The organism is Paraburkholderia ginsengisoli NBRC 100965 (assembly GCF_000739735.1).
GTDB lineage: Bacteria > Pseudomonadota > Gammaproteobacteria > Burkholderiales > Burkholderiaceae > Paraburkholderia > Paraburkholderia ginsengisoli.
In genome coordinates this window covers 1,168,224-1,187,389 of record NZ_BBJF01000004.1, presented here as the reverse complement: position 1 = coordinate 1,187,389, position 19,166 = coordinate 1,168,224, and the positions used below count along the sequence as shown (strand labels likewise).

At 60.8% G+C, this 19,166-nt stretch carries 12 protein-coding genes; 4 read left to right on the top strand and 8 right to left on the bottom strand.

All coding sequences use genetic code 11. The features are described from left to right. Nucleotides 1-81: 81 nt before the first annotated feature. The gene (locus BGI01S_RS31320; RefSeq protein WP_157004138.1) at nucleotides 82-393 is read right to left on the bottom strand and encodes a hypothetical protein; all 312 of its coding nucleotides are present in this window, start codon (nucleotides 391-393) and stop codon (nucleotides 82-84) included. 308 nt (nucleotides 394-701) lie between these two features. Here BGI01S_RS31320 and BGI01S_RS09225 point away from each other — a divergent pair, with 308 nt between their 5' ends. Then, on the top strand, nucleotides 702-1,742 hold the full coding sequence (locus BGI01S_RS09225; RefSeq protein WP_042324354.1) for an ABC transporter substrate-binding protein: 1,041 nt from the start codon (nucleotides 702-704) through the stop codon (nucleotides 1,740-1,742). 273 nt (nucleotides 1,743-2,015) lie between these two features. Here the strand turns inward: BGI01S_RS09225 and BGI01S_RS09220 are convergent, their stop codons facing one another. Further along, nucleotides 2,016-2,861 (bottom strand): 23S rRNA (adenine(2030)-N(6))-methyltransferase RlmJ, encoded by an 846-nt coding sequence (locus BGI01S_RS09220; RefSeq protein ID WP_042324351.1) that lies wholly within the window; start codon nucleotides 2,859-2,861, stop codon nucleotides 2,016-2,018. A gap of 270 nt (nucleotides 2,862-3,131) precedes the next feature. Between BGI01S_RS09220 and BGI01S_RS28960 the strand changes: the two genes are divergently transcribed. Beyond that, entirely contained in the window at nucleotides 3,132-3,581 is a 450-nt protein-coding gene (locus tag BGI01S_RS28960; protein WP_052400436.1) for an Arm DNA-binding domain-containing protein, read from the top strand. A gap of 26 nt (nucleotides 3,582-3,607) precedes the next feature. Continuing rightward, on the top strand, nucleotides 3,608-4,426 hold the full coding sequence (locus BGI01S_RS28955) for a tyrosine-type recombinase/integrase (protein WP_052400435.1): 819 nt from the start codon (nucleotides 3,608-3,610) through the stop codon (nucleotides 4,424-4,426). Between the two features lie 399 nt (nucleotides 4,427-4,825). On the opposite strand, the gene BGI01S_RS29475 is transcribed toward BGI01S_RS28955, so the two are convergent. The 6 genes from BGI01S_RS29475 to BGI01S_RS09185 form a co-directional block, all read right to left on the bottom strand. Further along, complete coding sequence (locus BGI01S_RS29475; protein WP_167335637.1) at nucleotides 4,826-5,254, bottom strand: DUF746 domain-containing protein; 429 nt, start codon at nucleotides 5,252-5,254, stop codon at nucleotides 4,826-4,828. 239 nt (nucleotides 5,255-5,493) lie between these two features. Then, nucleotides 5,494-6,450: a hypothetical protein gene (locus tag BGI01S_RS09200; protein ID WP_052400434.1), complete on the bottom strand. Its 957-nt coding sequence runs from the start codon at nucleotides 6,448-6,450 to the stop codon at nucleotides 5,494-5,496. Between the two features lie 67 nt (nucleotides 6,451-6,517). Beyond that, nucleotides 6,518-8,269, bottom strand: coding sequence for a ShlB/FhaC/HecB family hemolysin secretion/activation protein (locus tag BGI01S_RS09195; protein WP_042324345.1), 1,752 nt, complete (start codon nucleotides 8,267-8,269; stop codon nucleotides 6,518-6,520). 27 nt (nucleotides 8,270-8,296) lie between these two features. Next, nucleotides 8,297-8,509 (bottom strand): CDI system lipoprotein BcpO, encoded by a 213-nt coding sequence (gene bcpO / locus BGI01S_RS29470; RefSeq protein ID WP_084585318.1) that lies wholly within the window; start codon nucleotides 8,507-8,509, stop codon nucleotides 8,297-8,299. A 132-nt stretch (nucleotides 8,510-8,641) separates the two neighbouring features. Continuing rightward, on the bottom strand, nucleotides 8,642-8,962 hold the full coding sequence (locus BGI01S_RS09190) for a hypothetical protein (protein WP_042324344.1): 321 nt from the start codon (nucleotides 8,960-8,962) through the stop codon (nucleotides 8,642-8,644). 728 nt (nucleotides 8,963-9,690) lie between these two features. Further along, nucleotides 9,691-18,876, bottom strand: coding sequence for a hemagglutinin repeat-containing protein (locus BGI01S_RS09185; protein ID WP_084585301.1), 9,186 nt, complete (start codon nucleotides 18,874-18,876; stop codon nucleotides 9,691-9,693). Between BGI01S_RS09185 and BGI01S_RS30520 the strand changes: the two genes are divergently transcribed. Continuing rightward, nucleotides 18,763-18,996: a hypothetical protein gene (locus tag BGI01S_RS30520; protein WP_167335628.1), complete on the top strand. Its 234-nt coding sequence runs from the start codon at nucleotides 18,763-18,765 to the stop codon at nucleotides 18,994-18,996. The two genes, BGI01S_RS09185 and BGI01S_RS30520, sit on opposite strands and share 114 nt — an antisense overlap. Nucleotides 18,997-19,166: the final 170 nt, after the last annotated feature.

Genomic DNA, 19,166 nt, shown 5'->3' with positions numbered 1-19,166 from the left:
CGGACGGCGGGCGAACGCTATGCGTGGCGAATATCGACTAGCCTCTCGGCGAGCGCCGAGGTAAGGTAAGCGTTCTCCGCGCTATCCGGCATTCTCAAACCAAACCGGTCCGCCCATGCCTTCTATCCGCTCACCCCGATCCCTCCTGGCCGTAATTGCCGCGGGCTTGCTGACGCCGGTTTTCGCCGTATCGAACGCGTTCGCCACGCCGGACAGCACGCGCAGGCCGGTAATCCTCGACTCGCAGGGCGGCATCAACGACGGGCAGAGCGGTACGGTCATGCGCACCGGGCCGACGTCGTGGCAGCCGATCGTGGGCGCGCAGCCCATGGCAACCCCCACCGAACTGGCGTCGCCGGAGTCGTCGGTGCCGATCGTGGTCGCGCCGTACATTCAATTGCCCGCAGGAGGCGGCTCGCCGCCGCGGCCTTTGCCCCGGCCAGTACCTCGCCCGCAATAAGCGTCGGTGCGATTGCTGCCAGAGCAGTCCGGGTTCTTCCCGTTGATGTTTTCCCGTCCCGCAAGTGCTTTTGCCGGCCCGTTTGCGCATGCATGACGAATGGCCCGCGCCATTGGGGTTTCGGCGCATGGCACGAGCGAAACCGTCCGTCGACAATCGTCTCGCGGTATCTCACCAGCGGCCCGGACGAGGGTATCGCGCAGCGTCACTGCAACGAATCAACAGAACAAGGAGACGTCACATGCCCATTCAGTCGATCCGGCGTGCCGCGCGCGCGTGCGCCACGCTGCTCGCGCTTGCCGTGCTGCCCGGCGTCGCGCTCGCCAAAGACACGCCCGAAATGCCCGCGCTGACGATGGCCGTCGGCGGTCTGCCCGGTCTTTACTATTTGCCGGTGCTCGCTGCGCGTCAACTGGGCTACTTCAAGGACGAAGGGCTCGACGTCACGCTCGAAGATTTCGCGGGCGGATCGAAGGCGCTGGAGGCGGTGGTGGGCGGCAGCGCCGAGGTGGGCGCCGGGGCGTTCGAGCATACGCTGTTCATGCAGGCCAAGGGGCAGCACTACCGGGCATTCGTGTTGATGGGCCGCGCGCCGCAGATCGTCGTCGCGGTGGTGAAGTCGAAAGCTGATCAACTCAAGTCGCTCGCGGACTTCAAGGGCGCGAAAGTCGGCGTGAGCGCGCCGGGTTCATCGACGGATCTCGTGCTGACCGTGGCTTTGCGCAAAGCCGGCGTGCAGCGCAACGAGATTTCGGCGATCGGTGTGGGCAGTGGCGCCACGGTGCTGGCGGCGGTCAGCGGTGGGCAGATCGACGCGCTCTCCAACGTCGATCCGATGATGACCAAGCTGACGCGCAGCGGGGCGATCAAGGTGCTGATCGACACGCGTACGGTGAAGGGCACGCAGGAGGTGTTCGGCGGCACGATGCCGGCGGCGACGCTCTACGCCTCCGAGAGCTTCATCCAGAAGAATCCGAAGACGACGCAGGCGCTCGCCAATGCGATCGTGCGCGCGAACCGCTGGTTGCAGACCGCGAGCGACGCCGATCTGTTGAAAATGGTGCCGCCGGCTTATCTGCTCAACGATTCGGCGCTGTATCTCGAAGCGTTTCACAACGTGCGCGACGCGTATTCGCCGGACGGTTTGATGGCGGCGGACGGTCCGTCGACATCGTTACGCGCGCTGGCGTCGTTCGATAACCGGCTCGATCCGAAGAAGATCGATCTGAACGCTACCTATACGAACGACTTCGCGCGCAAGGCTGCCGCGCAGTTGAAGTAGGCGGGGGAGTCGGGGTGGTGCGCGCCGCGGTACGCGGAATGTGGGCCGCGAGTAATCGGGCCGGTGAGGAAGCGGTGGTCCACACCCTGAAAGCGGACGCGCGGCGTCGGCGACTGCGATTGGCAAGCGCCGGCCACCGCCTCGGGCAACAGATTCGCGTCTCGCGACGGATACCAATGAAATCCGAACAGCAGGCCGGCCACAAAGCTCGCACGGCACGCCGCGCTCATTCGTAACCGCTGCCGCCTCGCGAACAGCGGGCCGCTGCAATCCTCAATCGCCGCGATACTCCACCTTGAACTCGGCGGCCTTGTCCTCGCCGAGCGCCTTGACGAGCCAGGGCATCTGCTCCTTCAGCATTTTTGCCAGCGTGTACGGCGGGTTCAGAATGAACATGCCGCTGCCGAAGAGACCAAAGCCGTCCGCCGGCGGATTGCTGACAGTCAGGCTCACATGCAGCCAGTTACGCTCCTGCAGCTTCTTCAACTGATCGGGAAACCGCTGCGATTCCGGGCGCCTCACCTGCGGATACCACACCGCATACGTGCCGGTCGGAAAGCGCTTCAGGCTCTCTTCGACACAGCGCAGCGTACGCGTGTAGTCGCGCTTGTCCTCATACGACGGATCGAGCAGCACCAGCGCGCGACGCGGCGCCGGCGGCAGCAACGCGAGAATGCCGTCGAAGCCGTCGCCCGCGTACAGCATCGCGCGGCGGCCCGCGTCGCGGAAGTTGTGGCGCAGCACGTCGATTTCGGTGGTGTGCAACTCGAACAGACGCAGGCGGTCCTGCTCGCGCAACTGCCGCCACGCGATATACGGCGACCCGGGATAGAAGCGCAGCTGGCCGTCCGGATTAAGCGCGCTAACTTCTTCGACGTAATCGGCGAAGAGCGGCGGCAGATCGTTGCGCTCCCACAGTTTCGCGATGCCGGTCTGAAATTCGCCGGTCTTGGTTGCATAGCCTTCTTTCAGTGAATAGACGCCGGCGCCCGCATGCGTGTCGATATACCAGTAGGCTTTGTCCTTCTGGCCGAGGTAGCGCAATAGCTGCAACACGACGGCGTGTTTCAGAACGTCGGCGTGATTGCCTGCATGAAAGGCGTGGCGGTAGCTGAGCATGATGAGGAACGCTGAAAGAGGGCAGGCCGCTCCAGGGCGGATTCGGCGGTGCGGGGTGCAATGCGGCGGCACAGCGGGCATACGGCAAACGGCGCCGGTGTGCAGCGCGGTCGCGTATTGTATGCGATTTTCTTTGTCCGTGCATATTCTCGCACGTCCGTGAATCTAGTAAAATCAACGACTTAGACCTACGCTTGTACGCGTATGTCCGTCGAAGTTCGCGGCGGCTATTGCCCAAAAATTGCCCAAACTTCGAAGGTTTCTACCGCCATGAAACAGAAATATGATTTGAATCGCGACTTCGTGCGCACGCTGCAACCAACCGGCGAGCCTCAGGAATTTACAGACCGGACTATCGCCGGATTCTCAGTGCGCGTGACGCCTGCCGGCGCGATCTCATACGCGCTGCGTTATCGGAAGCCTAACGGCTCTTTTGCCCCCAAAAAGATTGGCAACTATCCAGAGTTGTCGCCAGCCGACGCACGCGAAATCGTCAAGCGCGAGCTTCAGACGACGGACCGCAAAGGCGATAGCGCCGCAGTGGTCGCAGAGCGGCGCGAACGGGAGGCGAAGCGTAGCACATCATTGCCGACAGTACGCCAATTCCTAAATGACCCCTATGAGGACTGGCTGAAAGCGAACGCAAAGGCGGTGCTGAACTTGCCAAAACTATCCGCAATCATTTCGGCCGGATTCTGGACAAGCCGCTTGATGCGGTAACGGCTTGGGATTTGCTGCAGTAGCAATTGCTTTGCCATCGGAAGGGCAACGTCGAGGCGACTATTGCGCGCAAACTCGCAACGCTGCAAGGGCTGTACACGGTCCCCATCGAGCAAGCTCAATTGTTGAGTGTCAATCCCGTGCAGCAGGTCATGCGCACGACGGATTCCGTCGCTGATGTGGTTGTGCGCTATCTCGACGACGATGAACGGACCCGGCTCTATGCAGCACTACTCGACCGGGAGCAGGAGTATCGCGACAACAAGGAACGAAGCAACGTTGATCGTCGGGCGCGCAAGTTGTTCGCGCTTCCTTCATTGCGTAATGCAGCTTTTACGGACCATCTCCGGCCTGCGGTTATCCTGTCGCTCAACGCGGGTCTTCGTCGCGGTGAATTGTTGGCGCTACGCTGGTCGGGCATTCAACTTGACGGGCTCGCGCCAATGATTACTGCTCAACGAGGAAATGCCAAAACGAACAAAGCACGGCGTGTACCGCTCAACGCTGAAGCGCTTGAAACGCTCAAAGCATGGCGTCCGCTAGCGCATCCGGAGTATCTATTCACAAATCAGGTCACCGGCAAGCCGTCCGTAGAGTACGACGCGCCGTGGCGGTTGCTGCTCAAGCGCGCTAGTATCACTAACTTCCGTTGGCACGATATGCGTCATGATTTCGCCAGCCGTCCGGTCATGGCTGGTGTCGATTTGAACCGGGTTCGCGAACTGCTGGGTCACACGGACCTCAAGATGACGCTGCGATATGCGCACCTTGCGCCGAAGCATCTGGCCGACGCGGTGAACGTGCTGGAACCGCCTCGCCTGACTGTTGTTACTTGCACCCGGTGAAGCGAATACAACTTTCGATGTTGCGGGGAGCGTTAAGTCCAGCGACTTCGCGACTCTGAAAGCGAGGTCTTTGTCTACCGTGTCAAAGTACTTTACTAAAGTGTGCTCTGGCGAAGCTTTCTGGACTTTTGGGCGAATGTCGATTCCATCGGCGACCCAGGGTTACTTCGTTCAATCTGACCGGAAATGAAGGTCGTGATCCCGCGTTGCTCCGGAGCAGACGCTTGCATGAAAAGCCGAGGGCTCTTGGGAAAAGTCTTGCCACCGGCGCACAAAAAAATGTTCGCGACATCTGGGCCACTCCCCTCTAGCGATTCCAGATAAGCCCCGCTTACGAATTTGTCGACAACCTTTGCGATGGCGGCCGCCTGGCTATTGTCGATCCTGTAGCGCACTGCGTTACGCGAGAAGCGAAAGCTGGGGCGCGTATTTTCCATGTCCGTTAATGGCTTCGTGCGAATAGCTCCTAAGCGTCCGGTCTTCACAGGCGATACCGCCTGGCGGCATATGCAACTCGTCATGCGCGGCCGTCAGATGACCGCCAAGCTGAACCAGCTTTTCATCATGTCCGGACGGATCGAGTTCAAGCAGCCATTGCCGGATCAGCCGGACGTTTTTCCGTACCGTGTGCCTCATCACACCGAGTTGCTGCGCAGCCTGCGCGCAACTGATCGACTGCGACAGCAGCGCGATCACTTGATCGAACTGACCGCGAAAGGGGCGATGCGAAAAGGGCGTACCGCTCAGGCGGCTGAAGTAGTGACCGCACAGGTCGCACGCGTAGGTGGGAAGTGGTCCTGTGCGCAGCCGCGCATAGCCCTTCTTCACAACGTGGATGCCGGCACATCAAGGACAGGCAGGAAGGGGATTAGCGTCGGACGACATCAGGTGTGCGACATGCTTTCGCAGAAAGTCTTCCAGTTTCGGTCGTGTATTCATGGCAGGGCAGAACTGCGCGGTCAATTGAAAGCCCAACGTGACGCGCGCAGTGAGGAAAAGGGCGACGGTTTGTAGCTAGGCGTACCGGCAGAGACGCCACAGGCGAGCGCCCCTGCCTTTGATACCGACTACTTCGCTACTCCGATCTTCTGCTGTTCCTGGGCTATGAAGTCAGCCGCGATGCGGTTATACGCCGCCGGCACGATGTCGTGTTCGTCACCCGCATTCAGCAGTTCGCCGATGAAAACCTCCCCCTTATATTCGATGTAGGTAACGCTATTGGAGGCAGGCTTGAGGTAGCGATATCCGCCGAGAGACTGGATCGTGCCACCGGTAGTGGACTGAACCTGTTCGAGGGAATTCCAGCCCGTCTTCGCGGTAGAAAGATTGAGCCACAGATGCGTTGTCAATACCTTGTAGGGCAACTGGTACATCTGTGCGCCTTGTGGCATCGGGGTGGTGTCTTGCCCGAGGAGGATGGACAGGCCATTTGTCGACGGTCCTTCGTCCTTGTAGATTGCCTCGGACACGGGCAGCCCGGACACGTCCTGCGGCGTGACCGTCACTTCATACAGCGCCGAGGACATGCCATTCATGCCAAGCTGGTAGCCCTGCGGCAGTATCTGGAATATTTTCGAGCTGGTGCCGATGTCGATGTATGGAGTGCTGCTCGACGTGAACGCACCTTCAGCGGTGATGTAAGCCTGATCGTCGCGTTCCTGTGTATATGGGTCAACGATGACGCTGCCCACCTCGGTAAAGTTCGCGTCACTGTCCGAGTTGACGTAGAACTGGGTGCGACCGGTTGCGGTGGGCTTGCCCTTGGATGAGTCGAAGTTCGCGCCAAACTGAAAAAATCCCGCGCCGCTATCCTTGAGAAAGATGCTGTCGAAGAAGGTTGCAGCGGTGCTTGAGGGCCCGGTCGAGTTCGATGCGTTACTGTCGGATGGCGAGTTGGACGTGATCGGGGAACCGCCGCTATTGCTACCGCCACCACAAGCGGAAAGCGCTACCGCCGTTGCGACCGCGAGAATTGCCGTACAGGCCTGAATCCGGTTCGTTATCCTGAATTTGCTGGTTTGCATTGTTTTCCTCTCTGTGGGCCGTCAGGCGCACCACGCGCCCGGCGTTTGAAGCTGATACTGTTCGACGTTAGAACTGCACCGTCGCCTGGAAACCGAGCGTCACGCGCGCGGTCGGGAAACCAGCCGGTTTGTAAATGGGCGTCCCGGCGAACAGGTCATACGACAGTCCCCCAATTCGTGACGGGACGCCACCACGCACGCCGATGACTGCACCAGCCAGTTGCGTACCGGCTAGATAGACTGCGCTCGGGCCGAATACGTGGCCGTAGTCGACGCCTGCATAGAGTGACTGGCCCGTCGAACCAATCGGCAACTGCAATTCATTCCGCCAGAAAAAGCCGCGCTCGGCCGCGAGCATCGTTTCGCCGTCGAAGCCGCGCACCGTGTAGCGGCTGCCAATCGTCAGATCGTCAATGTAGTTCAGCGTGTTGTTGGTGAACTGGCCGTGAACGCTTGTCACGTAGCGTAGCGGCTGCGTTGCGATCTGGAACGGCACGGACAGGTTCGCATCGAGTACGGCCATGTGGAAGCGGTACGTCGGGCCATTCACGTAGTAGTCCGGTGTTGCGCCGAGTCCACCGATACCCTGACGGTACGCGAGACTGCCGTCGAACTGCGCGTTGCCGAAGTAGTGGCGGTCGGTCAGACCGGCTTCGATGAACGTGTTGTTGCGGTGCTGCTGCGGGATATCGGTGTCTTCGATGAAGCTCTCGCCAAAGCGCTTTGTCAGCCGGAACTGCGCGCCGAGGACATTGTTCTGGCTGCGCATGAGCACGCGCTGGAGTTTGAAGTCCACCGTCTGCGAATTGCCGCTCGATACGAAGGTCGCGTTGGCGCCTGCGATCTGCTGATAGTAGGTGTTCGTATAGGCCGACAGCGTGGCGGTCCAGTAGCCCCACGGGATCGAATAGGAGCCGTTCCAGCCGTGCGAGCCGAGACGTCTGTCGCCGAATTCGAGGTCCTGGCTTACACCGACGTTGAAGATGTCGTTCAGGCCGAGTGGGTTGTCGATGCCGAGGCTCAGGTTGCCTTGCAGCCTGCCGGTTGCGCGCTGGCCCGAGTTGTCCACCGACGCGACCACGGTCCATGGCTTCGTGCACTTCACGTCCAGTACCACGTCGCTTTCGCCGGGGATGTTGGTCGGAATGATCTGCATCGTAACGTCCTGGCTGCTGACGCGCTTCATCTGCTCAAGCCCCTGTTCGAGGTCGCGCAGGTTCAGCACGTTGCCGTCGCGGGTCGGGAATGCAGATTTCCATGTGCCGCGCGTAGCAGGATCGGCAAAGCGGACCTTGCCGATGACGCCCGGCACCAGCGCGAACTTCAGCGTGCCGGTCGAGAGGTCCTGTTCGGGCAGCAGTACGCGCGTGGTGATGTAGCCACGGCTCAGGATGGTTTGCTGCAATCCCTTCGTGAGCGTGTCGAGTCCCGACTTGCCGACGCATTGCCCCTTGTAGTGGTCGAGCCATTCGCGTGCGAAAGCAAAGCGGTCGAGCGGCAGTGCGGATGCGCCCTGCGCGCGTGAAGCTTCTGACAACGTCGCGGGCACATCGAGCGCAAACGAGTCAATGCGAAAGCATGGCGTTTCGACCGGCAGATCGGGCCAACTTGAGACACGCGCAACAGTCGAGCGCACAGACGGCGCATTCACCGCCGCGTCGCGTTGCTGCGCTTCGCGCTGTTCCTTCACTTGCTGGTTCTGTTCTGCGTTCGCGCGTACCGCTGCCGCGGTGTCGGCTGGCGTCGGGGCCTGCTGCGCGTGCGCGAGTGATACCAAGGCTGTGAACGGCAATGCCGCCAGCCTGCTTTGGATTTTCATTGCTGTAGTTCTATCGGCGAATATTTATTACGGCTTCGGCGCCAGGTGGCCCGGTATCCAGGTCCATTGCGTACCACTCCAGCGCCAGTAGCCCATGACCCAGAACGTATTGGGCAGCACGGGCTGCATTTCAGGCTTCGGTGGTGGCATCGGTGGCGCGTTAGGTGGCACGTTCTGGCAAGCTGCTAGCAGCGCGAACAGTGCCAGCACAACGCACCTTTGCTTTAAACGATTTCGCATGGTCATCTTTATCCCACTGATGGCTTCCTGATTCCACGGCTGCAATTTTCGACCTTTCAAAACGTCGAAATGGTCAGTCGTTCGGCGCATCAGAATTGAGGAAGAAGTGTTTCCATTGGCTTCTATTCGAGGTCACTGATATGCGCTTCTGCACTGGCGAATTGTCCCTGCGTTGTACTCGAACCGCATGCTATAGGTGTAGATTCCGCGCGCCGGAAAGAATCCTTGCTTGGTCGCAATGGTCGCGAGCATCCCCGATCGGCAGGCTTGCCATGCATCCCCATGAGAATTGATCGCTTTCCATCCACGCTCGGTCAGGGCTGAGCGATATTTTGTGAAAAGATCGTCACCCCATGATTCAGCGCTAACGTCGCGCATGACAAATGCTGCGCTTGCTCTGTTGAGGTCATTTTTGAATACGACCGTCCCGCCCGATTGGAGCATCTGGTCCATATCAGATTCCATAGACGCAAATTTCGAGGAAACGTCTGTCGGAACATTTAGGAAAACGTTCCTGGCGAAAAAATATACCAAGGCCGATACAAGCAAGCCGCCGATCCAACGTCTGATGTCGCGCATAGTCTGCCCCAATTTAGTAACCAGGCATTTTGCCAGCAGCGCGGGCTGTCGCGACAATATAAAAATGACGCATCTTCAATGTTAAAATTCTTATCATTCTTTCCGCCCAGATAGGCGCTTCATCATTTCCCTCTCCGGATGAACTTCAGCATTAGGCTTATCTAAGCTCGATTATCGACATGTGGTTTTGCTATTCGCGTTATACGACATTCCGATGCCATAGACGTTGCGCGGAGTCCCTCGCGAGCGATCTAGGCTTGGCGTGGTATCGATTCTCGCAAGTGCACCATCCTTGCATAGAAGGATGCGTCCATTATCTGAGCCGATAGATACCCACCCACGATGAACCAGCGCCAAGCGATACATCTCCGGAAGGTCCGATTTCCAGGCGTCTGCGCGAATATTCGTTATCAGTAGCGCGCCACCTAATTTTGCATTTTGATATGTTGAGTCAACAACACCCCCGGCTTGTAACGCTGCATTCATGTCGTTAGTCATTACACTGAGACGGTCCCGTGATTCCTCTCTCGACGGATTCTTATCTAAACCTAAGAACCATACGGCTAACCAAAATATGAGTAAAAAACTTAACCCGATTACCATCAAAGATATTCTCTTAGCGTTTCGCGCTTGCATTTCCAATGCCTGGAATAGTGAAGATGGGAATACTGTAACCGCCTCCCGCATTGCCGCCGAGATTTGGAGTTTTCGTAACGCCGCCGAAGCCGATGCCGACTTCGACCGCAGTCTGGCCGCCGATCGCATGGTTCAGCCCCCCGCAAACACCAAACGCACATGCGGTACCACCCATAGCCGCTCCAGCTAGAAGCTGATCGGTTAGGTCTGCCTGGTCTGCACCAGTCTTGCCTACGTTGTTCGGAATAATGCCAAATACGATTCCGGCACCGGCCTCGCGCGAGGCGGAGACCGATCCCCCCCCCGTAGGTGTTCCCATTGTGCAGATTAACCGTGAAAGCACCACCGAAACCGGCCCCGCCTTGAATGGTCAGATAGTCAAGCTCGCCAGGACGTTGAGCGGCCATACCGGCTCGCATTGCAGCGTTGTCCGCTTGTGCATTCACCGCACTATAGTGGAAAAGGTTGCTCGCCTGCGTCTGTTGCACCATGCCGCCGTAAGTACCCGCTGACAGGAAAGTCTCGCTGTAATTGGCGAGCTTTGCCTGCTCTGCCGTATAACCTGCCCCTTCAGCTTCCAGCGCTGAATACTGCGCATACTCTGGCGTTCCAGGTGCATACTGTGCGGCGCAATGAACCATCGCGCACGCGGCTGCTTCAAGGCGATGCGCCTCTGCAGGATCGCCGTTAGCCAGATTTTTGATGACCTGCTTTTCGCTTTGGTCAAGCTGTCGGTTAAAGACTTCGTTGTTGGACGCCGAACCAGCCCCGGCAATCGCCGCCGACGATCCACCGCCTGCCAGTGCGCCACCAGCCGCACCACCGGCTGCTGCCACAATCTCATTTAACGCGTTGCGCAATGCCGTCTGATCCGCAAGTGGCACCTGTGCAACCGCCTGGTCAATGTACGGCTGAGCCAACGATTGCAACACGTCGCCTGTAATAGAGCCCGCCACTGCGCCTGCGATGTTGCCGCCCGAGAGTGCCGCCCCAATAGCAGCGACGGCAGCATGCAGCGCATCTCGCGCGACACCTCCTTCTGCAAAGGCCGGATTGCTGTTTTCAAGCTGGTCTGCGATCTGTCCGACCGCGTATGTCGCGGGCTTGCCGAACGCCTGCGCGAACGCGAGGTTGTTCTGTACGTCCTGAAGGCTGAACGTATTCTGCACGGTCTGATTCGCATTAGCCGTATCCCGCGACAGGCCCGCCGTGCTGTCAGTCCCGTTCTGCTGGTCAGACTTCACCGTGATCGTCCCCGGACTCACCGCCGCCTGGGTGACGCCGCTCGCGCTGTCACCAGTCTGCGCGAAGCTGGGACCACTGAACGTTGAGAACCCTTCTGTCGAGCCGGAGTACGACATCGAGTTCTGGATATTGGAGAAACCCAGACTGCCGGTCGTCAGGCTGTTGTTTTCAGCAGGAGCGGCACTTGCTATCTCCGCGCCGTTCAGCTGTGTGTGACCAGCCACGTTCACATCGAAACCACCGGTGCCCGCCACGATGCCGGTCTGGTGGTTCACCGACGCATAAGTCGAATCGATGCTGGTGTGACCTATCGAGAGGTCCCCACCACCACCGTAACCAAAGGTGAAGCTGGCGCTGGCGCTGGCGCTGAGGTTGTGCTGGTTATTCGAGTAATCCGACGTGTCCTGCGGGCTCGTCATCGTCAGGTTGCCGCCCACGTCCGCCTTAACGGTGTTGCCCGAAACCTGAGCGCCCGAGAGCGTCGTGTCGCCGCCCGATTGCATCGTCAGCGCGTTGCCTGCCGCCACGGTCGTGTTGGTCTGCGTCACGCTGTTGCCGTTGCCCTGGCCGTGGACGTTCGACGCATTCGCAAAGATGCTGATTCCAGTGTTTTTGCCGATACCAATTGCCACACCGGCATTCCATCCGCCTGAACCGTTCGAACTGCTGTCCTGTTCGGTGCTTTGCGCACTTTGCAGCGTGATCGCATTGTTCGCGTCGAGCGTGACATTTTTCCCGACGACCGTCGCGCCGGTCATCGTGATATCGCCCGTTCCCGCCTGGGCGTTGCCGTTTGCGTCCGACGTGCCGGTCGCCGTGACCACGACATTGCCGTTACCGATGATGGATGAACCTTTGGCGGTAGACACCGACGTACTGGCGTTGTTGCTGCTATGGCTCGATCCAATGCTGATCTGTACCTGGATGCCTTGTGTTGCCGCGCCAGGATCGCCGCTCGACATGCTGGATGCCGCGCTGCTCAAAGCCCCCCGGTTCTGGTATGCCATTTCTGCCGCTGCCACGCCCTGTACCGCAGCCAGCCGCGAGTCACCCGACTGCGTGCCCTGACGTACAGTGCTTGCCATTGCCTGGCCCAAACCCACCAGACCGCCGCCCAGTCCGGCCGTTATTCCGGACTGGCTGACCTGTTGTGCCTCCGACGCGTTCACCGTGTCATACGCAGAATCGATCGTGACGTTCTGGCCTGTCAGAGCGACGTTGCCTCCCGCGACGACAGCACTGCCAGTCACGCCGAGGTCACGGCCCGCGGAGATCGACACGTTACCGGTAGACGAACCGATCACGCTCCCATTGTTCGTGACCTGCGTCGCCTGCTGCGCGTCGGTGGTGGTGCGCGTGCCGATGGTGTAGCCCTGCAAACCACCGTCAAGCTGGTTCAGCGGATTCAGGCCGGACAGGAAGCCATATTCCCGTTGCCTGTAGTCGCTCTGCGACTGTTCGGTGTCCTGCGATGTCGTAATGTTGACGTTGCCCGCTGCGGCCAGGCTTACGTCGTTCGTAGCGGCCACATTGCTACCCTGGACCGTCAGGTCGCGGCCCGCCTGCACGACTACCGTATCGCCCGACACGGTGCTCGCCACGCCGATATTGGCCTGCGAACTCTGCGACGTATCGGTGGTCGTGCCGTGCACGAAACTGCCGCGTTTCGACTCGACGGCGACCGCACTATCGTGTTCCTCGCGCGCCTCGTTGAGTGTCACGTTACCGGTCGCAACAATCGTCGCTGTGCCGGTGCCGTTGTCCACACCGTTTGTCATGCCCGCCGTCAGGCTTGAGCCGGTGAGCGTTACATTGCCCTTCGCGGCATCGCTACTGACCGCCCCCAGCGTCGCATTGCCGCCCGCCGTAAAGCTCGTGCCCACCGCCTGCTCGTCATACGTGTGGTCGACTTCCTTGCGTGAGCTGCCGTCGGTGGCGACGTTGTCATACTTCGCGGTATCCGTGACGGTGGTTGCCGTCAGGTTGCCACCCGCGACGGCCGCGAGGCCACCGCCAGCGCTGACCTGTGCGCCTCTGAGCGTCATGTCGTTGCCGCTTTGCATCGCCAGATCGCCGCCCGCCGAGATCGCACTGGTCTCGTTCGTCGTGCCGTTCGCTTCCCAGTGATGCTGGTCGTTCAGCGTGACCGACTGGGTGGTGGTGGACTGCACGGCATCCACCGAGATGTCATGGGCCGCCGTAATCTGCGCACTGCCGCCCGCCGTGATATTCGCGCCATGCACCGTGAGATCGTTGCCCGCTGCAATCACCATATCGCCGGTCGACGCAATCGTCCCCTGCGCGCCGAGCAGGGTAGTGTTCACCTTGCTCTCGCCCGCAGCATTACTGACGCCCATGGTATCGACCAGCGTCGTATTGACGATGTTGTTACCCGCCAGCACTGCAACGCGATTCCCTGTGATCTGGCCCGACGCGTTCACCACGTCACTCGTCGCCGACACAACCGTCGTCCCGTTCGCGCCGCTACTGGCGATCGTGCCGCCCCGGTTCAGGATATCGGTCGCGCTGATCACCGTCTGCGTGCCGCCCTTGATGACACCCGAATTGACTGCGCTTCCGGTCGCGTGAATCTCCACGTCATCCGCCGAAATCAGCGTGCCAGTCGGTTGCAGGTCGTTCGCATGAGTCTGTGCAAGATACACGACCGGTGCGAGCACCTGTTGGGTCGTGCCGTCCGGCAGCGTCACGGTCTGGCTCACCAGCCAGACGATATCGCTGGTCAGCGCATCCATCTGCGCCGCCGTCAGCGCGATACCGGGTTCAAGCCCGAACTGCTGCGCGACGTTCACGCCGTTCGTCATGAGCGCGGTGTACTCGTCAAGGTTGTTCGTATAGCCTTGCAGATAGACGCGGCCAGTGAGCTGCGTGATCTGGTCGCGCACCATCTGTTCCTCGTACATGCCATCACCCAGACGCTTCTCGACGCTCTGCGGATTCAGCCCAAGCTGCTTGAGCATGTAGTCGCTGGAGATGAAGCTCGTATAGCTGGTCAGGCGCGGATCGGTGACGATCAGGTAAGACGCGCCGGGCGCAGTCTGGTACGTGTAAAGACCGCTCGTCGGCAGCGTGATCTTCAGCGCGCCAGTCGGGCCCGCGACCGATTGCGGCGCATTGATTGTCTGCGTCTGGCCGGTCGCGAGATTGACGGTCTGCGCACCGCCACCCGTAACGCCTCCCACCGCACCATTTGCGCCGAGTGTGCCGCCCGTGGCCCCAGTGGCCGAGTTCGCCGTCGCCACATTCGTATTGTTGATATCGGTCGCGCTGATCTGCACCGTGTTGTTGGCGATGATCGTCCCGCCCGTGCCGCCGATGGCGACCGGCGCCAGCACAATCGACGGCTCGGTCACCTGGCCCACGTCCTGCGTGATGTTGCCGTTCCACGCATAGGTCGAAACGATGTCCTGACGCTGGTACTGATAAAGCGTCTGCCCGGTGTTGCTCACCAGCGTGCCGCCGTAGTTGCCGCTGCTGCCCGCGTCCAGCGTGCCGTCCTGCTGGCTGGAGCCGATCTGGATCGAGCCGCCGGCCGCCACCGCGCTATAGCTGTTGTTGAGCGTGCCGACATTCGCCAGCATCATGTTGCCGCCCGCGAGCAGTTGCGCCTGCTGTGCCTGCGAACCGCTCACCTGATCCTGCTGCGTGGTGGTGGTCGTGTCGCGCGCAATCTCGACGCGCTGATAGCCTTTGTGCCCATCGCTACGCGACGGATATTCGGTGGACGGCAGATAGTTGATGTTCGGGTCGTAGCTGTCCCAGTAGTTGACCGTGACGGTGCCGTCGCCGTTGTTCGTGAGCGCGTTGTAGTAAATCGTCTGCGGCGTGCCGTTGATGTTCACGACCAGCACGTTGTCGGTGGCGTTCGGTCCCGAGCCCTGCGAGATGATCTGCGAGGCGGAGTACGTCGCATCGAGCGGTGCACTGTAGCCGTTGTCCCACAGCGACTGCGAGCAGCCATTGTTCGCAGCCGCATTGCCGGTCGCGCAGGCCATGTACTTGCCGCGCTTCGTCTGATGTTCAGTTTCGACATCGGTCGTCACCGTCCCGACGGTCGGCGCGGGCCGCGAGTTCGTCAGCGTCTGCGTCGCGACTTCGATATTGCCCTGCGCCTCGATGGTGGACTGTTCATTGGCGACCGAGTTGCTGCGATTCGCGAGCAGGCCGTTAGCGTCGCGTGTCGCGTCGGCGGCGATGTTGATATCGCCGAGGCTGAATAGGTTCGCGCCGCCCGTGTTCGAAATATCGCCCGGCGAATAGAGGTTCAGTTGCGAAGCGGCGGCCATGATGGCAGCAGCCCCGGTGTTGACGATGGACTGGCTGCCGGTGAGCGTGACGGTGTTGCCGATGATGGTGGCCGTATTGGTCAGCGTGGCGCTGTTCGTCGTAACGTTGTCGCCCTCGATGCGGCCTTCATTGGTGATCGCATTCGCCGCATTGACGGACGTGCTCGCTGAATTCAGGTCAGCGCCCGCCTGGTTGTCCACGTTCGTGGCGTTGAGCGTGAGCGCATTGACCGCGCCGAGTGTGCCCTGATTCGTAAAGCTGCCTGCGGTGGTGAAGGTCAGGTCGTGATTCGCCTGGATCAGATTGGCCGCGCCTAACGTGTAGTCGCCGTTGAGTGTGACTGTGCCATCGTAGCCAGCCACAATCCTGCCGTCGCCGGTGATCTGGTTTGACGTCACGCTCAGGTTCTGGTCGCTGCCGATTGCGCCGCCCTGGTTTGCCAGCGTGCCTGCCGTGATGGCGACGCTGCCGCCACTGCCGGCATCGTTACCGATCCGTCCCGACGTGTTATCGAGCGTCGCCACGTTCAGACCGAGCGCACCGTTGGCGTGGATCGAACCGTTCTGGTTCACGACCGCCGCGCCCGCCTGGTCGAGCGTGAGATTATTCGCGCCCGAGAGCGAGCCGCCCGTGTTGTTGACCGATTGCGCGACGTTCAGCGCCAGGTCGTGGCCTGACAGAATCTGTGCGCCGTCCGTGTTCGACAGCACCTGCGCGTTCACGGTGACGTCGCCATTGCCGCCAATGGTGCCCGCGCCGCTCACGCCACCCGCGTTCGAGTTCGTCAGGGTCGCGGCATCGACTGTGGTCGCGCCGTTGCCAATGTTGGCGATGCGGCCATCCGTATTGTCGAGCGATGCGCCAGCGACAGCGAGCGCCGCCTCCGCGCCATTGGCCCCGATCTGGCCGCTGGTGTTGTCGATTGCGCCCTGCGCGGAGGCGATGACCGTGCCGTTCCCCTGGATCATCCCGGCGCGGTTGCCGAGCGTGCTGCCGGATTGCACCGACATCGCGCCGCCCGCGACGAGCGTACCGTCCGCATTATCGACGCTACCGCCAGTAACGGACACGTCGCCGTTGCCGCCAATCAGGCCGTTGCCGGTGTTAGTGAGTGCGCCGCTGGCGCTCACGGTCGTTGCACCCGTGCCGCTGTTGGCGATCGTGCCGCCATCGTTTGCGACGCTCTGCGCTGACACGGCGAGCGCATCATTGGCCTGGATCGTGCCACCGGCATTGTCGAGCGCCCCCGCATCGGTCACGGATACGTTCTGCGCGCCGACATAGCCGCCCGCGCTGTTGTCAAGCGAGGCTAGTTTCAGCACCGCCGAGGACTGGCCCGCGAGTGTGCCGCCACGGTTCGACACCGGGCCGCCCTCGATGACAAGCGCGCCGTTCGTGGCAATCGTGCCGCTGTTGTTCGACAGCGAGCCGGTGTTCGCCGACAGCGTACCGTTACCCGAATTCGCAATCGTGCCGCGATCGTTGACGAGCGTCGCGGGACCGAGCGTCAGGTTCGCGGCGTTGGTCTGCAACGAGCCATTTGTATTGTCGAACGTGCCGGATACGGCAATAGTCGTCGCGCCCGTTCCGGTCTGCGTGACCGTGCCGCCGTGGTTAACCATGTTCGTGGCGGTGAGCGCAAGCTGGTCCGCGCTGATCGAGCCCGCGCTGTTATCGAGCGTCGCGGCGCTCGCCGTGGCTTCCTGTCCGGCTGCTATCGAGCCGGTGTTGCTCAACGTCGTGCCAGCCGATGCGTTGACGTTCCCATTCGCTGCCAGCGTGCCGCCATTGAACAGCGTCTGCACGGCCGTCGCAATCAGGTTCTGCACCGCCGTTATCGAACCTGCGTTCGCGATCTGACCAGCCTGCACGGTCACATTGCCGTTACCGCCGATTGCGCCATCCTGACCGTTGTTCAGCAGGCCAGTTGTGGTGACGTTCAGGCCATCCGCGTTCAGGGACGCAATGTGCCCTGCGGTGTTGTCCAGGCTGCCTGCGTGCGTGGTCAGTGCGCCCGCCGCCTGCATCGTGCCGCCCTGATTCGAGACAGCCCCCGCGACGTTCGCCGTCAGCGTGTCGCCCGATACGATCTGGCCGTTATGGTTTGATAGGGCACCTGCGGTGATCGTTTGTGCGCCACCCGACGAGAGCGCACCGTTATCGTTTGTCAGCGTGCCGCTGGCAGTGGCGTTCACCGTGCCGCCTGCGGTGGTCGTCGCGCCGGACAGATTCAGGTCGCCACCGCTGGCGTTCAGCGCGAGATTGCCGTTCGCCGAGGTCGTACTGCCGGACAGGTTGGCTGACGCGCCCTGAAGCGTCGCGTTGCCACCTGCCGCGTTGCGACCCGTCGCAGACAGCGCGCCAGTTGCGCTCACGCTCAGATCGCCCGCTTGTGCAATCGAGCCGTCGCTGTTGATGCCTGCGCCCAGCGTGCCCGTCGAAGCGACATTGCCCGCGTTGACGCTCAGGTTCTGCTGCGCGGCGAGCGTGCCGCTATTGCTCAGCATGCCCGGTGTATTGACCGAGACGAACTGCTGTGCGTAAGTCGTGCCGCTGTTCTCGACACCGGCCGCCGCCGACACCGACAGGTTGCCGCTCGCGTTCGTCTTGCCCGTGAGTACCAGTTTGCCTTGCGTGGTGAGCGTCAGGTCGCCGGCCTGGGCCGCAATGACGCCCGCATTCGAAACACCCACGCCGTATTCGTTCGACGCCAGAACGATTCGATTCGCGTACATTCCGCCAAGCTGGCTCACGTCGATGGATACGCCCGGCGCTGCGCCGTCGCCCGCAATGGGGGTGGCTGCAAGCGTATCGTGACTGACCTGATTTGCGCCCGTGATCACGTTCAGGTTGTTGGCGTAAATGGCCGCATTCGCCTGCACGGCGCGGGCGATCAAATCCACCTGATCGACGTTCGTCGCGTTCAGGCCCGCGCCCTGCACGGTGAGCAGGCCACCGGTCACGTTAAAGCCGGTCAGATTGCCGCCGGCGTCGAGCAGCGGCGTGCCCGTGGTGAGGATGCCACGCGTCGTGTTGATCCAGCCGCCGCCATCGACCACTATGCCCGAGCCGTTCGCCACGACCACTTCGGCCTTGCTGCCCGCGACCTCGATATAGCCTCTTAGTTGGCTGGGCGAATTGCTGTTGACCTGGTTGAGAATGATCCGCGCCGCCTGTCCCGGTAGCAGATTTGCATTGCCGTTGACCATGCCGCCCTGCTGAGTCTGCACGATGGTCGGCGAGTTGTTCAGGATGACGCCAGCCTTCGGCACATCGAACTGCGAATAGGTATTCTGGGATACGCCCGCGCTGCTCGGGCGATTGATGTTGACCTGAGTAATGCCGTTCGCAGTCTGGATCACGGTCGGCGCATGCGCGCCCGCCGCCGTGACCTGTGCGTCCACCAGAGAGGGGACTGCGCCAAACAGCATTAGCGCGGCAAAAGCCACGTGCCGCATCGAGAATAATGAAACGCGTCGAGTTGATCGGTGACCGCTGGTCTCACCCGAATCTGCCTTGCCCGTTCCGTTCGTGGTTTCTGCAACAGCTACCAGCATGCCCCGCAGTCGGCTGAATACCAGCCTGAAAATCTTCTTGTTCATTTTTTCAACGCACAACTTATTTGTCGCGAGGAAAATAACCCGCTCGCCACCAGTCGTAAGTCAAAAATTGTCAGATTCGAGGTGGTTTCGCCACACCTCGGACAAACAGGATTCGTCTGATTGCGTTTATCCGATTGCCTCATTGCATACTGACTATGCGTAATGGATCATCGCGCCGTAGAAGTCGCGTTTCCGACAGGCTTTCGCCATCATGAAATTAGCCATGCCTGGTATCGCAACAGTCAGGACCATCTATCGATCCTTGACGATCTAGCGTCAATTTATGTTTT

Coding starts and splice junctions, on each gene's coding strand:
- BGI01S_RS09190 (WP_042324344.1), bottom strand. CDS start 8,962: ATGGACCAGATGCTCCAATCGGGCGGGACGGTCGTATTCAAAAATGAC.
- bcpO (WP_084585318.1), bottom strand. CDS start 8,509: ATGCGAAATCGTTTAAAGCAAAGGTGCGTTGTGCTGGCACTGTTCGCG.
- BGI01S_RS09195 (WP_042324345.1), bottom strand. CDS start 8,269: ATGAAAATCCAAAGCAGGCTGGCGGCATTGCCGTTCACAGCCTTGGTA.
- BGI01S_RS09220 (WP_042324351.1), bottom strand. CDS start 2,861: ATGCTCAGCTACCGCCACGCCTTTCATGCAGGCAATCACGCCGACGTT.
- BGI01S_RS09200 (WP_052400434.1), bottom strand. CDS start 6,450: ATGCAAACCAGCAAATTCAGGATAACGAACCGGATTCAGGCCTGTACG.
- BGI01S_RS31320 (WP_157004138.1), bottom strand. CDS start 393: ATGTACGGCGCGACCACGATCGGCACCGACGACTCCGGCGACGCCAGT.
- BGI01S_RS09185 (WP_084585301.1), bottom strand. CDS start 18,876: ATGAACAAGAAGATTTTCAGGCTGGTATTCAGCCGACTGCGGGGCATG.
- BGI01S_RS28960 (WP_052400436.1), top strand. CDS start 3,132: ATGAAACAGAAATATGATTTGAATCGCGACTTCGTGCGCACGCTGCAA.
- BGI01S_RS09225 (WP_042324354.1), top strand. CDS start 702: ATGCCCATTCAGTCGATCCGGCGTGCCGCGCGCGCGTGCGCCACGCTG.